Origin of the sequence: Pseudonocardia sp. NPDC049635 (assembly GCF_040659795.1) — a bacterium.
Lineage (GTDB): Bacteria > Actinomycetota > Actinomycetes > Mycobacteriales > Pseudonocardiaceae > Pseudonocardia.
Window position 1 is genome coordinate 246,175 of sequence record NZ_JBFAON010000001.1, and the last position, 14,288, is coordinate 260,462.

The window sequence follows — 14,288 nt, forward strand, 5'->3', positions numbered from 1 at the left end:
GGGGATCACCGCTGCAGGTGCTCGGCGATCCACGACCGCACGGTGGTCGGGGTGGTGCTCACGGCGCTCCGGGGTTGCTCGGCGACGAAACCGCCGCTCAGGCCCTCGGCCATGCCGGCGATCGCGTCCACCTCGGCGGCGCCGAGCCCGGCCTCCCGCAGCATCGCCCGGAACTCGGCGGACGGCACGTGCACCGCCTCCACGCGGTGGCCGAGCTGCTCCGCCAGCAGCTCCGCCACCTGCGTGAACGTGAGATCGGCCGGTCCGTGCACCGCCTGCACGACCCGGCCGGTCCAGCCCGGGCCGAGCAGGCGGGCGGCGGCGACCTCGCCGATGTCGCGCGGATCCACCCACGCCAGCGGGTGGTCCACCGGCCACGGCGTCGACAACGAGCCGGCGGCCACCTCCTGCGCCGAGGCCAGCAGGTTGGTGATGAAGTACCCGCAGCGCAGATGCAGCACCGGCGAGCCCGTCGCGTCCAGCGCCAGCTCGGTCGCGGCGAGCCCGTCGATGTCGCCCGCCCCCCGCCGCAGTTCGGCGCCGACGCTGCTCTGGAACACGGTGGCGCCGATCTCGTGTTCGCGGACCGCGCGGGCGACCACCTCGGCACAGACCGCATGGTGTGCGAGCGGATCCGCACCCGGCGGGGCGGGCGGGTTCACCCAGTACAGCCGATCGGCGCCCGCGGTGGCCCGCAGCACCGCCTCGGTGTCGGTCTGGTCGGCCCGGACCGGTTCGACCAGACCGTGCAGATCGGACGGGAGCCGGCCCGGGTCCCGGAGCAGGGCCACCGGCCGGACCCCGGCCTGCACCAGCAGCCGGAGCACCCGGGAACCGACATTTCCAGTAGGTGTCGTCACCACGATGCGCATGTCACCGACGATCGCACGCACCCCTGACAGTCCGGCCTTGCTCTTATCGATAAACGATATTACTGTTTGTCGATAAGTCGAGGAGGTGCGTCGTGACGGAACTCCGACGAGCCGAGCGGTGGCTTCTGCAGGTCGTCCGCCTGGTGCTGGTGCTCACCGTGTTCGTACTGGTGATCACCGTGCCGATCACGGTGTTCGCCACGTTCTGGGGACACGGCACTGGCTACCCCGGTGCACTGACGACCGGCCTGCAGACGCCGGTGCGGGTCGTCGCCGAGCTGCCTCCGGGATCCGGTGCGGATGCTGCAGGCGGTCCGGTCCCGGTGACGAGCTCGGTCCCGCTCGCGTCGCTGCCGCTACCGGTGGTCGTCGGCGGCGTGGTCCTCACCGCCGTGGCGCTGCTGTTCGCGGCGTCGGCGGCGTACCGGTTGCTTCTGCTCACCGCGGCGCTGACCGGGTCGTCGAGGATCGGGGCCGGCGACGCGCAACGGTTCCGGAGCCTCGCCCGGTGGGTGCTCGCCGCGGGCGTGACCTACTCGGTCGCCACCACCTCGTCGTCGTGGTTCGCAGCCCGGTCCCTCCCCGGCGTCCTCCCGGTCGCCGATCTCGGCTGGCTGTGGGCCGGTGCCGGGCTCGCCGCCCTGCTGCTCGTCGTGTCCGTCGCGGTGCGCACCGCCACGGTGCTGCAGGACGAGAACGACCTGACGGTCTGAGGGACCTGTGCCCGTCGTCGTGACGCTCGACAAGATCCTGGCCGACCGAGGTATGACACTCACCGAGCTTTCCGGTCGCGTCGGCGTGACCCTGCCGAACCTCTCGGTGCTCAAGAGCGGTCGGGCGCGGGCGATCCGGTTCAGCACCCTGGAGGCGTTGTGCCGGGAGCTCGACTGCACCCCCGGGGACCTGCTCGCCTACCGCCCGGACTGAGCCGACCGGTCACCTGCCCCGGCCGGCGGACCGGCGATCGCCGGGGTGTTCGTCCGAGCCCACCTCGACGAGGACGCCCCGGCCGGGGCACCATCGCGGGGGTGAGCACCGCGACGCCGTCCTGCCGGATCTGCGGGGGCCCTCGCCCCGCCGAGGCCGGAGCGGCGGCGATGGCGGGATGGGCCTGCGACCGCGACGAGCACGGCCGGGAGGGCTGGCTCTGCCCGGCCTGCGCCCGCCGGCACGTCCGCGACATCGAGTCCAAGCTCGACGTCGAGTGGTGGTGACCCACCTCCCGGAGCGGACCACCGGTCCGGCACCCCTCCCCGGGCCGGCCGGAATCCGCGGACGACCCCGCGCGTTCGGCAGCATGAGTGCACCCGAGCAGCTAGGTAGGTTTGACCGCATGGACACCTGGGCCCCGACCGACGTGCCGGCACTGCAGGGCAGCGGGCCACCGCTGCGGCTGCACGACACCGCGACCGGCCGGGTCCGGCCCACGGCCCCCGGTGCGGTCGCCACCATGTACGTCTGCGGGATCACCCCGTACGACGCCACCCACCTCGGGCACGCCGCGACGTACCTGGCGTTCGACCTGGTCAACCGGTTGTGGCGGGACCTGGGCCACGACGTGCACTACGTCCAGAACGTCACCGACATCGACGAGCCGCTGCTCGAGCGGGCCGAGCGTGACCAGGACGACTGGGTGGTGCTCGGCCTGCGCGAGACGGCGCTGTTCCGCGAGGACATGGAGGCGTTGCGGGTGCTGCCGCCACGCCAGTTCGTCGGCGCGGTGGAGGCCGTCCCGGAGATCGCCGAGCTGGTCGCGAAGCTCCTCGCCTCCGGCGCGGCGTACCGGATCGAGGACCCGGAGCACCCCGACGTCTACCACGACGTGTCCTCGACCGGCCGGTTCGGCTACGAGTCGAACTACGACCAGGACACGATGCTGCGCTTCTCCCGCGAGCGTGGCGGCGACCCGGACCGGCCGGGCAAGCGCAACCCGCTGGACCCGCTGTTGTGGCGGATGGAGCGCCCGGGGGAGCCGGCCTGGGACTCCCCGGACCTGGGGCGCGGGCGGCCCGGCTGGCACGTCGAGTGCGCGGCGATCGGGCTCAACCGGCTCGGCCCCCAGATCGATCTCAACGGCGGCGGTTCCGACCTGATCTTCCCGCACCACGAGTGCGGCGCCCTGCACGCCGAGTCGATCACCGGTCAGCATCCGTTCGCCCGGCACTACGCCCACACCGGCATGATCGGGCTGGACGGCGAGAAGATGTCGAAGTCCAAGGGCAACCTGGTCTTCGTCTCGAAGCTGCGCAACTCCGGGGTCGACCCGAACGTGATCCGGGTGGCGCTGCTCGACGGGCACTACCGCACCGACCGCTCCTGGACCGACGAGGTGCACGCGCTCGGCGAGCGTCGGGTGGCGCGGTGGCGGGAGGCCGTGCGGCTCGACGCCGGCCCGGACGCCGCCGAGCTGGTCGCCAAGCTGCGCACGCACCTCGCCGACGACCTGGACACCCCCGGAGCGCTCGCCGCTGTCGACGCGTGGGCCGACGAGGCGCTCACCCGCCGGGGATCGGACGTGGGCGCCCCCGGGACCGTCCGCACCGCGCTGGACGCGCTGCTGGGGGTCCGGCTCTGAGCGTTCCGGGACAGCGCCGTGCGGGCGGTCACCAGCTCGTGGTGACGGTGATCCCGCGTGCCCGGGGCTCGCAGGGCCCGAGGTCGGGCGCCGGCCCGAGTGCGGTGCCGTACGAGGTGTAGCGGCCGCCCTGTGCGACCAGCCAGGCGGCGGCCCGACCCACCAAGCCCCCGGCGCCGTCGAACACGACCGCGGGGCCGCGCGGGAGCAGCTCGTGCACCTGGGTCACCCATCCCCGGTTGCCGTGGTCGACGACGTGCACCGCCCCGAGCTCGCGGGCCAGCCGCATCGCGTGCGCACCGTGCGCCGCTGCGACGACCCGGGCCCCGGCGTCGGTGACGAGCCGGACGAGCAGTGCGCCCGGCCCGTCCGCGGCCGGCACGACCAGGACGTCCTCGCCGGCGCGGACCGGGGTCCCGGCGAGTACCCGCAGGGCGGTCGCGGCGTCGTCGACCAGGGCCGCGGCCTGTCCCGGGCCGAGCGCCTCCGGCAGGACGGCCGACGCCGCGACCACGACCCGCACCGCCGGTCGTCCGGGGCGCGACCGTGTCACGACCGGACGTCCGCGCAGGCCCGGATCGACACCGGGCCCCACCGCGGTCACGGTCCCGACGAGCCCGTGGCCCGGCCCGGGGAAGCGGAGCCCGACATCCACCAGCACCTCGTCCGGCCCCGGTTCCCCGTCCATCACCCGCTCCCTCCACGTTCGGCCACCGAGCGTCCTGCATGAACCCGGCTTCAGGTCCAGTGCGTGGTGGCGCGGTTCACGGACCGAGCCCGGCCGAGCGGGCCCTGTCGGCGGCGTCGGCCCGGTCGGCCACCCCGAGCTTCGCGAGCACCGCCGACACCAGATTGCGGACCGTCTTCTCGCTCAGCCCCAGCCTGCTCGCGATGCGCGGGTTGGTCAGGCCCGCGGCCAAGCCGGTCAGCACCTCCCGCTCGCGGGCGCTGAGCTGGGGGAACGGCGGCGGCGCCGGGGTGGCCGGGGCGAGCAGCGCGGGCAGCCGTCCGGCCACCGAGGGACCGAGGATGGCCTCGCCACCGGCGACCGTGCGGACCGCCCGCAGGATCTCCGTCCTGGCGGCGCCCTTCAGCAGGTAGCCGCGGGCACCCGCCCGCAGGGCGGCGAGCACCGACTCGTCGTCGCCGGACATGCTCAGCACGAGGACCCGGGCGTGCGGGACGGCGGTCACGATCCGCTCGGTGGCGGTGATCCCACCCATCCCGGGCATCGTGAGATCGAGCAGCACAACGTCGGGATGGTGCGCGACGACCGCGGCCAGCGCCTCCTCGCCGGTCGCGGCCTCTCCGCACACCTCGACGTCCTGCGCCGTGCCGAGCAGGGTCCGCAGCCCGGCCCGGAACGGGGCGTGGTCATCGACGATCAACGTCCGGATCCGGTCCATGCGCCCCTCCCGCTCCGCTGCCGTGACCGGCCGGGAGCACGGCGTGCACCCGGGTCCCGCCGCCGTCGGCCGGGCCGACCGTAGCGCGCCCGCCCAGCTCGGCGGCCCGCTCGGCCATCGACCGCAGCCCGACCCCGGCCCCGGGGCCGTCCGGCGGGCCGGTCCCGTCGTCGGTGACGGTGACGTGCAGGTCGTCGCCGCGCATCCGCAGCGACACCGCGACCCGGGACGCGCGGGCGTGCCGGTCGGCGTTGGCGACGGCCTCGGTGACGATCCGCAACGCAGCCACCTCGGTGGCCGCGGGCAGCGGCGGCAGCGGGGCGGCCACGTCGAGCACCGTGTCCGGCACGCCGCGCGGCCTGCCCTGCAGCTGCGCCCGGATCGTGCCGGCGAGTCCGAGCGTGTCGAGCGCGGGTGGCCGCAGACCGTCCACGAGCCGCCGGACGTCCTCGAGCGCGGTCCTGGCCTGCACCGCGATCTCGGCGAGCTCGTCGGGCCCGCCACCGGTCTCCCGGGCGGCGTCGGCCCGCATGACCAGTCCGGCGAGGGTGGGTCCGAGGCCGTCGTGCAGGTCGCGGCGCATCCGTCTGCGTTCCTCCTCGCGGGCCCGCACGAGATGCTCCCGGGACCGTTGCAGGTCCTCGGCGAGGAGCCTGGCGCGCCCGGTCGCCCGCACGGCGCGCACGGTGCTCGCGATCGGGCCGGACAGGTCACGCAGCAACCTGCGGTCGCGGGCGGACAGGCTCCGCTCGCCGGGTCGCGGCCCCAGCACGAGCCGTCCGACGTGCTCCGCGCCCGCCGTCAGCTCGACGACCTCCTCGGTGCCCGGGGCCGGGTCCTGGCCCGCGCGGGCGTCGAGCGCGGTGTCCCCGTCGACCTCGATGCGCACCGAGGACAGCTGCAGCGCCTCCCGGACCGTACCGGCGACCGCGGGCAGCGACGAGGGGTCCGCGACCGCCTCCAGCCGACGGCCGAGGCCGGCGAGCACGGCATAGGGGTCGCCGCGTTCCCCGTAGAGGAACCGGTCCACGCGGCGCTGCAGCCGGCTCCGCAGCGGCGCGAACAGCACCGCGGCCACCGCCACGCCGACCAGCGCCGCCGGCAGGTCACCGCGCGCGCCGAGCAGCGGCTCCAGCAGCCGCCCGCCGATCGCGACGGCGGCGAGATAGCTGCCGACGACGACGGCCGACAGCGTCACCAGCACGACGGTCCGCCCGATCACCAGCTCGATGTCGAGGAGCCGGTGCCGGGCCACCGCGATCCCGATGGAGACCGGCACGAGCAACGCGGCGGCCGAGCCCAGCAGCTCCCAGAACGGGACCGACGACGGCCACGGCCCGGGCTCGTCATCGGTGAGCCCGGCGACGAGCCGGGCGAGCACCACCAGTGCCGCCACCCCGAGCGCCCAGACCGGCCAGGCCAGCCTGCGGCGGTCGGTGCTGCCCGGTGCCGACCGGCGGAACCGGACGCCGAGCGCCACCACACCGGCGACCAGGACCAGTCCGCAGGCCAGCGAGAACAGCGCCGTGACCGGGCCGGCGAGCCCCGCCAGCGCAGGGACGCCGAGCGGGTTGGGCCTGCTGCCGACGCCGAGCTGGGAGTCCGGGCCGGGGCTGGTCGCGGACAGCACCGCCGCCGGTACGGCGAGCCCGCCCAGCGCGATGAGCACCGGCCGGGCGCGGCGGGACACCCTGCCGTCCGGGAACAGCAGCGGCACCAGCGCCAGCAGCAGGTTCGCCGGCACCCACAGCCAGGTCTGCGGCCAGCCCAGTGCCGCCGCGGCGAACGACCCCTCCGGCAGCCGCAGGGCCAGCCGACCGGCGGCCTCGGGCAGCGCGAAACAGGCCGCGGAGCCGAGGAGCAGCAGACCCACCCGGTGACCCGGCCGGTGTTCGAGCACCAGACCGCCGGTGACCGCGCAGGCCGCGACGAACACCAGCACCCACAACTGGGTGAGCGGCTCACCGGTGTCCACCGCGAGCGCCGCGGCGACCGCGCAGAGCAGGAGCACGATCGCCGCGGCGCCGGAACGGGAGGTCACCGGGTCAGTCTGCCGCCACCCGGGACCGGACGCGGGCGAGCAGCGGTCCGGACACGATCAGCCACAGTGCCCCGGGCACCAGCGCGATGTACTGCACCGGAGCCGCCTGGGTGGCGAACAGCAGCACGGCCGCGGCCGCGCTGACGAGTGCGAGCCCGCGGCCCACCGAGCGGTGGGCGAACCCGCCGTAGGCGACGGCGGCGGCGCTGAGACCGAGACCGCCCCACAGCCACGGCACCGCCCCGTAGTGGATCACCATCGAGCCGACGGTGTCCGGGTCGGCGATCGCGCCCGCACCGACCGACCACCAGAGCTCGGTGTCCAGGCCGGCGCCGAGGAACACCGCGACAGCGGTCAGCCCCACCCCGGCCGCGGCCACGGCGGGGACCAGGCTGCCCGGCGGTTCACGCCGGGCCAGGTGCCGGTACAGACCGGCGGCGAAGACCACCAGCAGGGTGACGACCAACCCGGACAGGGCCTGGTGCGCCCAGACGAGCGTGCTGTGCTCGGCCACCGACGCGGCCATCCGGCTGTTGTCGCCGGCGTCCCAGGCGTCCTGGGTGTAGATGCCCGCGGTGCCGAGCAGCCCCAGCAGGCCGGTCGCCCCGGCCACGGTGCCGGACCAGGCCCAGCCGGTGCCGGGCGGGCCGGCGGCGAGCCGGGTGGGGGCGGTGCGGGGGAGGGGTGGCGGGACGGCGTGCACGGCGGGTTCCTTCCGGACGGGTGTCGGGTCGGGACCACCGTGTCCCCGCCGACGTCCCGGGCAGCAGGGTCGGTTCGTCCCGCACCGGCGGGACGTCCCGGGCACCCACCGGGTCAGTCCCGGCGCCGGTCCAGCGCGAGAACCGCAGGCACCGCGCAGCCCAGCACCCCGGCCGGCACGAGGAACGCGGCCAACGGGTCCGCGTGATAGAGCGGGGTGAGCACCATCGGCGACGCGGCCGTCCCGCCGAACCGCCCCGCCTGCACCACCGACACCGCTCCGCCGCTGCCGGGCCCGGACGAGCGCAGCGCGAGGGCGTTCACCCCGACCAGCACGAACTGGCCGCACACGCCGACCAGCGCCCACAGGACGACGACGACGCCCAGCAGCGGTGCGGTGCCGATCCCGGCCACGAGCAGCGCCCCGCCGACCGCGCCGGCCGCCACGCAGCGGCGGGCCCCGAGCCGGTCGATCGCTCCGCCGACCGCGCGGGCGGACAGGATCCCGGCGACACCGAGTGCGGTCAGCCCCAGCCCGCGCTCTGCGGCGCCGAGCCCGAACACCTCCTCCAGGCGCAACGCGAGCAGGAAGTTCAACCCGGCCAGCAGGCCCCAGCCCAGACCGGCGACCAGGCCGAGCCGCAGGACCGGTCCGGTCCACGCCGAACGCAGCCGCGGCCGCGGCACCGACGCCGGGGACACCGGGGCGGATCCCGCGGGCAGGCCGACCAGGCCGAGCAGCAGTGCCACCGCGGCGGCTGCGCCGAATGCCGAACGCCAGTCGAGTTCGGCGGCCAGGCCGCCGACGAACGGTGCGAACGTCTGGCCCGCGGCCTGCATCGAGCCGAACCAGCCGAGCGCCCGGCCGAGCCGACCGGGTTCGACCGACCCGGCCACCGCGGCCAGCAGCAGCAGCGGCGTGGTGAACGCGTTCGCGACCCCCTGCAGCGCACGGGTGGCCAGGAACACCGTCCAGGACGCGGCGAGCGCGCAGGCCAGCGACGCCACGGCGTACAGGAGGTACGCGGCGACCACGCTGCGCGAGCGGCCCCACCGCTCGCCGAGCGTCCCGGAGACGAGCATCGCGGCGGCGAACGGCAACAGGTACGCGGTGATCGACGTCGAGGCGACCGCGGTCGACACGCCGAAGTCGGCACCGAGCTCCGGCAGGATCGCGACGGTGAGCCCGCCGCCGAACGGGCCCAGGAAGGCGCCGGCGAACAGCGCCGCCCGCCGCATCACACCGGCCTCCCGGCGGCCCGTCCGTTCAGGAGTTCGGGCCGCGGCGGCGCAGGTAGCGCTCGAAGTCGGCGGCGATCGCGTCGCCGGAGGTCTCCCGCATCTCGGTGCGCGCCTCCTCCTCGTCCGACTCGTTGGCCTGCTCCTCGAGCTGGCGGACGTACTCGCGGACCTCGTCGTCGGCGTCGGCCATCTCCGAGACCGTCCGCTCCCACTCCTCGGCCTTCTCCGGCAGCGACCCGAGCGGAACCTCGACGTCGAGCGCCTCCTCGATCCGGTGCAGCAGCGCCACGGCGGCCTTCGGCACCTGGGCCTGCGACACGTAGTGCGGCACCTCGGCCCAGTAGGACACGGCCGGGATCCCGGCCTGCACGCAGGCCTGCTGGAACACCGCGACGATGCCGGTCGGCCCCTCGTAGTTCGACGGCTCGGTGCCCATCTCCCGGAGCGAGTCCACGTCCCACGACGTCCCGTTCACCGGGGTGGGGCGGGTGTGCGGGACCTCGGTGAGCAGTGCCCCCAATGTGATGACCTTCGTCACTCCCAGCCGCTCGGCCTGGCCGATGAGCTCCGCGCAGAACGACCGCCAACGCAGGTTCGGCTCGATCCCGTTCACCAGCACGACGTGCCGCCCGGTGCCGGGAAGGGTCGCCCAGGACAGCCGGGTGGTCTGCCACTCGATCCGCCGGGTCACCCCGCCGGCGAGCTTCACGTGCGGGCGCGTGACCTGGAAGTCGTAGTACTCCTCGGGATCGATCGAGGTCAGCGGCTCGGCATCCCAGCTGAGCTCCAGGTGCTCCAGAGCGGTGCTCGCGGCCTCCCCGGCGTCGTTCCAGCCCTCGAACGCGGCGATGAGGACCGGCTCGACCAGGTCGGGGGTCTCTCCGCCACCCGTGGCGCTCGGCTCTCGGTCGGTCATCGGACCAGCCTACGACCCTGCTCGCGCAGAACCCGGGTGAGACCCGGCCGCCGGGTAGCCTGACTGATCGTGTCATCTACGACGGGAGCGGATCACTCGGTGAGCAACTCTTCGGGCGGCGAGAACACGGCAACACAACCGGACCCCGACCGCGTCCGGCAGGTGCAGCAGAAGACCCGGCAGCTCAGGGATCTCCTGAGCCGGCGGATCGGAGTCATCGACGGTGCGTGGGGCACCGTCATCCAGGGGCTGGGGTTGTCCCCCGAGGACTACACGGCGGACTTCCTCGAGGGGCATCCGAAGGACACCAACGGCGATCCCGACCTGCTGAACCTGACCCGGCCGGACGTCATCCTCGACGTCCACCGGCGGTACTTCGCCTCCGGGGCGGACCTGACCACCACCAACACCTTCACCGCGACCACGATCGGCCAGGCCGACTACGCGTTGGAGGGCTACGCGGACCGGATGAACACCGAGGCCGCACGGCTGGCCCGCCAGGCCGCCGACGAGGCCGAGCAGGCCTCCGGCGAGCCGAAGTGGGTGGCCGGTTCGATCGGCCCGCTCAACGTGACCCTGTCGCTGTCACCGAAGGTCGAGGACCCGGCCTACCGTGCCGTCAGCTACCAGCAGGTCTACGACGCCTACGCGGCGCAGATCGCCGCGCTCGACGCCGGCGGCGTGGACATCCTGCTGATCGAGACCATCTTCGACACGCTCAACGCCAAGGCCGCGTTGCAGGCCGCCCACGACACCGCGCCGCATCTGCCGGTGTGGATCTCGGTGACGATCGTCGACCGCTCGGGCCGGACGCTGTCCGGGCAGACGGTGGACGCGTTCTGGACCTCCGTGCGGCACGCCCGGCCACTGGTCGTCGGCCTCAACTGCGCCCTGGGCGCCGAGGAGATGCGCCCGCACGTGGTGGCGCTCGCGGAGATCGCCGACGCCTTCATCGCGACCTACCCGAACGCCGGCCTGCCGAACGCGTTCGGCGGTTACGACGAGACCCCGGAGCAGACCGCCGCCCTGCTCAAGGAGTTCGGCGAGGCCGGACTGGTGAACATCGTCGGCGGCTGCTGCGGCACCGGGCACGAGCACATCCGGGCGATCGCCGAGGCGGTCAAGGACCTGCCTCCGCGGGTCCCGGCGCAGGCGCCGACGCGGACCCGGTTCTCCGGCCTGGAGCGCTTCGAGATCGGCCCGGACACCGGTTTCGTGATGATCGGCGAGCGGACCAACGTCACCGGGTCCAAGCGGTTCCGCAGGCTGATCGAGTCGAAGGACTACACCGGCGCACTGGACGTGGCGCTGGACATGGTCCGCGGCGGCGCGAACATGCTGGACGTCAACATGGACGCCGACCTCCTCGAGTCCGAGGAGGAGATGACCACCTTCCTCAACCTGCTGGCCACCGAGCCGGAGATCGCCCGGTTGCCGATCATGATCGACAGCTCCCGGTGGGGGGTGATCGAGGCCGGGCTGCGGTGCGTGCAGGGCAAGGGCGTGGTCAACTCGATCAGCCTGAAGGAGGGCGAGGAGCGGTTCCTCGAGCAGGCGCGGATCGTCCGCTCCTTCGGCGCGGGCGTCGTGGTGATGGCGTTCGACGAGACCGGCCAGGCCGACACCGCCGACCGCAAGGTCGAGATCTGCGGGCGGGCCTACGACCTGCTGGTCGAGCAGGCCGGGTTCCCGCCCGAGGACATCATCTTCGACCCGAACATCCTCGCCGTGGCCACCGGCATGGAGGAGCACAACGACTACGCGCGCAACTTCATCGAAGCCCTGCCCCGGATCAAGCAGCGCTGCCCGGGCTCGCACATCTCCGGCGGCGTGTCGAACCTGTCGTTCGCCTTCCGGGGCAATAGCGTGGTCCGCGAGGCCATGGACTCCGCGTTCCTGTTCCACGCCATCAAGGCCGGGCTGGACATGGGGATCGTCAACGCCGGCCAGCTCGCCGTCTACCAGGACATCCCGGCCGATCTGCTGGAGATGGTCGAGGACGTCCTGTTCAACCGGCGGCCCGACGCCACCGACCGTCTGGTGGAGGCGGCCGACCGGTTCAAGGGTGAGGGCACCCAGCGCAAGGTCGACCTGAGCTGGCGGGAGAACGACGTCCGCGACCGGCTCTCGCACGCGCTGGTGCACGGCATCGTCGACTACGTCGAGGAGGACACCGAGGAGGCGCGCGCACAGGCCGCCCGGCCGCTCGACGTCATCGAGGGCCCGCTGATGGACGGCATGAAGATCGTCGGCGACCTGTTCGGCGACGGGAAGATGTTCCTCCCCCAGGTGGTGAAGAGCGCGCGGGTGATGAAGCGCGCCGTGGCCTACCTGGAGCCCTTCATGGAGAAGGAGAAGGAGGAGGCCAGGGCCCGCGGGGAGATCCAGTCCGACCGGGGCAACGGCAAGGTCGTCATGGCCACCGTCAAGGGCGACGTGCACGACATCGGCAAGAACATCGTCGGTGTCGTGCTGGGTTGCAACAGCTACGAGGTGATCGACCTCGGAGTGATGGTCCCCGCCCAGACGATCCTGGACACCGCCGTCGCCGAGGGCGCCGACGTCGTGGGGCTGTCCGGGCTGATCACCCCGTCGCTGGACGAGATGGTCGGCGTGGCCGCCGAGATGGAGCGGCGCGGGCTGAAGCTGCCGCTGCTGATCGGGGGCGCGACCACCTCGAAACAGCACACCGCGGTCAAGATCGCTCCCGCCTACCAGGGCGACGTGCTGCACGTGCTCGACGCCTCCCGGGTCGTCGGCGTCGTGTCCGACCTGCTCGACGACGATCGTTCCGAGACGCTGTCGAAGCGCAACGCCGAGGACCAGGAGCGGTTGCGCGAGCAGCACGCCGGGCGCGAGCAGACGCCGTTGCTCGGGATCGAGGAGGCCCGCGCCAACCCGGAGAAGGTCGACTTCGACGACCTGCCGGTGCCGGCGTTCACCGGGACCCGGGAGTGCGCCCCGGCGATCGCCGAGCTGCGCGAGCTGATCGACTGGCAGTTCCTGTTCCTGGCCTGGGAGATGCGGGGCAAGTTCCCGCAGATCCTGGAGGAGCCGGTCGCGAGGGAGCTCTACGACGACGCCAACGCGATGCTCGACGACATCATCGCGAACGACCGGTTCGCCGCGAAGGGCGTCTACGGCTTCTGGCCGGCGCACGCGGAGGGCGACGACATCGTCATCCACCCGGACTCCGGGGCGATGCGGATCCCGATGCTGCGCCAGCAGACGAAGAAGCCGCTGGGCCGGGCGAACCGCTGTCTGTCCGACTACGTCGCACCCGAGGGTGACCACCTGGGCGCGTTCGCGGTGTCCATCCAGGGCGCCGAGGTGATGGCACAGGAGTTCGAGGACGCCCTCGACGACTACCGGTCGATCATGGTGAAGGCGCTCGCCGACCGGCTCGCCGAGGCGTTCGCGGAGTACGTGCACCGGCAGGCCCGCCGCGAGTGGTTCGAACCGGACGCCGACCAGCCGATAGAGGAGCTGCTCGCGGAGAAGTTCCGCGGTATCCGGCCGGCCTTCGGGTACCCGGCCTGCCCGGACCACACCCAGAAGCGTCCGCTGTTCGACCTGCTCGGGGCGGAGGACATCGGGATCGGGCTGACCGAGTCGTACGCGATGACCCCGGCTGCCGCGGTGAGCGGGATGATCTTCCAGAACCCGGGCTCCCGGTACTTCACCGTCGGGCGGGTCGGCAGGGACCAGATCGCCGACTACGCGCAGCGGCTCGGCACCGACGTCGCCGAGGTCGAGAAGTGGCTCCGTCCGAACCTGGGATACAGCACCGATGCCTGACCCGATGCCTGACCCGAGGCCTGACCCGAGGCACGCACGTGAGCTCGGGGGCGTCCTGTTCGACATGGACGGCACGCTGATCGACTCCGAGAAGGTGTGGGAGGTCGCGCTCAACGACCTCATGAAGCACCTCGGGGCCGAACCGCTGCCCGTCCCGGCCCGGCGGGAGACGGTCGGCGGGTCGCTGGACTCCTCGTTGCGGATCTGTTTCCGCGAGGCCGGGCGGGACCCGGACACGGTGCCCGCCCACGAGTACCGGGAGACCGGTGAGTGGCTCTACGACCGGACGGGGGAGCTGTTCGCCCACGGCGTGCCGTGGCGCCCCGGTGCCCGGGAGCTGCTGGGTGCACTGCACGCCGAGGGGATACCGGTCGCGCTGGTCACCAACACCATCCGGGTGCTGGTGACCCGCGCGCTGGACACCCTCGGGCGCGAACACTTCGCCGCGATCGTGCCCGGTGACGAGGTGGCGGCCCCCAAACCGGCGCCCGATCCCTATCTGCGCGCAGCGGAGCTGCTCGGGCTGGACCCGGCGGACTGCGTCGCGGTCGAGGACTCGCCGACCGGTGCGCGCTCGGCCGAGCGGGCCGGCTGCGCGGTCCTGGTGGTGCCCTGCGAGCTGGACGTGCCGGCGGGCGAGCGACGGGTGCAGCGCCGGACCCTGGCCGGCATGACCCCGGCCGACCTGGACGGTGTGCTCCGCGAGGTCCGCGCCCGGACCTGAACGCGGGCGGCG

The 14,288-nt window shown here is 73.6% G+C and carries 13 protein-coding genes; 6 read left to right on the forward strand and 7 right to left on the reverse strand.

All coding sequences use genetic code 11. The features are described from left to right. Window positions 1-5: 5 nt before the first annotated feature. The gene (locus AB0J24_RS01130; RefSeq protein WP_358673510.1) at window positions 6-872 is read right to left on the reverse strand and encodes an NAD(P)H-binding protein; all 867 of its coding nucleotides are present in this window, start codon (window positions 870-872) and stop codon (window positions 6-8) included. Between the two features lie 92 nt (window positions 873-964). On the opposite strand from AB0J24_RS01130, the gene AB0J24_RS01135 reads away from it, so the two are divergent. From AB0J24_RS01135 to mshC, 4 genes are all read left to right on the forward strand, one after another. Next, window positions 965-1,585, forward strand: a complete 621-nt coding sequence (locus AB0J24_RS01135) for a hypothetical protein (RefSeq protein ID WP_358673513.1) — start codon at window positions 965-967, stop codon at window positions 1,583-1,585. A gap of 7 nt (window positions 1,586-1,592) precedes the next feature. After that, window positions 1,593-1,799 carry a helix-turn-helix transcriptional regulator gene (locus AB0J24_RS01140; protein WP_358673516.1) on the forward strand — a complete coding sequence of 69 codons (207 nt, stop codon included), beginning with the start codon at window positions 1,593-1,595 and terminating at the stop codon, window positions 1,797-1,799. Window positions 1,800-1,900: 101 nt separating this feature from the next. Continuing rightward, on the forward strand, window positions 1,901-2,086 hold the full coding sequence (locus AB0J24_RS01145; protein ID WP_358673518.1) for a hypothetical protein: 186 nt from the start codon (window positions 1,901-1,903) through the stop codon (window positions 2,084-2,086). Between the two features lie 119 nt (window positions 2,087-2,205). Next, window positions 2,206-3,447, forward strand: a complete 1,242-nt coding sequence (gene mshC, locus AB0J24_RS01150) for a cysteine--1-D-myo-inosityl 2-amino-2-deoxy-alpha-D-glucopyranoside ligase (RefSeq protein ID WP_358673521.1) — start codon at window positions 2,206-2,208, stop codon at window positions 3,445-3,447. Between the two features lie 28 nt (window positions 3,448-3,475). Here mshC and AB0J24_RS01155 read toward each other — a convergent pair whose 3' ends face one another. From AB0J24_RS01155 to AB0J24_RS01180, 6 genes are all read right to left on the reverse strand, one after another. Beyond that, the gene (locus tag AB0J24_RS01155) at window positions 3,476-4,135 is read right to left on the reverse strand and encodes a zinc-binding dehydrogenase (RefSeq protein ID WP_358673524.1); all 660 of its coding nucleotides are present in this window, start codon (window positions 4,133-4,135) and stop codon (window positions 3,476-3,478) included. Between the two features lie 76 nt (window positions 4,136-4,211). After that, complete coding sequence (locus AB0J24_RS01160) at window positions 4,212-4,853, reverse strand: response regulator transcription factor (protein ID WP_358673527.1); 642 nt, start codon at window positions 4,851-4,853, stop codon at window positions 4,212-4,214. After that, entirely contained in the window at window positions 4,822-6,894 is a 2,073-nt protein-coding gene (locus tag AB0J24_RS01165; protein WP_358673529.1) for a sensor histidine kinase, read from the reverse strand. The genes AB0J24_RS01160 and AB0J24_RS01165 overlap by 32 nt, the downstream gene beginning before the upstream one ends. A 4-nt stretch (window positions 6,895-6,898) precedes the next feature. Continuing rightward, on the reverse strand, window positions 6,899-7,597 hold the full coding sequence (locus AB0J24_RS01170) for a hypothetical protein (protein WP_358673532.1): 699 nt from the start codon (window positions 7,595-7,597) through the stop codon (window positions 6,899-6,901). A gap of 113 nt (window positions 7,598-7,710) precedes the next feature. Beyond that, window positions 7,711-8,835 (reverse strand): MFS transporter, encoded by a 1,125-nt coding sequence (locus AB0J24_RS01175; protein ID WP_358674335.1) that lies wholly within the window; start codon window positions 8,833-8,835, stop codon window positions 7,711-7,713. 28 nt (window positions 8,836-8,863) lie between these two features. Next, window positions 8,864-9,754, reverse strand: a complete 891-nt coding sequence (locus AB0J24_RS01180) for a PAC2 family protein (RefSeq protein WP_358673535.1) — start codon at window positions 9,752-9,754, stop codon at window positions 8,864-8,866. 162 nt (window positions 9,755-9,916) lie between these two features. On the opposite strand from AB0J24_RS01180, the gene metH reads away from it, so the two are divergent. Continuing rightward, window positions 9,917-13,552 carry a methionine synthase gene (gene metH, locus AB0J24_RS01185; protein WP_358674338.1) on the forward strand — a complete coding sequence of 1,212 codons (3,636 nt, stop codon included), beginning with the start codon at window positions 9,917-9,919 and terminating at the stop codon, window positions 13,550-13,552. 4 nt (window positions 13,553-13,556) lie between these two features. Continuing rightward, a complete protein-coding gene (locus tag AB0J24_RS01190; protein WP_358673538.1) occupies window positions 13,557-14,276 on the forward strand; it encodes an HAD family phosphatase in 720 nt (239 codons plus the stop codon). The last annotated feature ends 12 nt before the right edge of the window (window positions 14,277-14,288 follow it).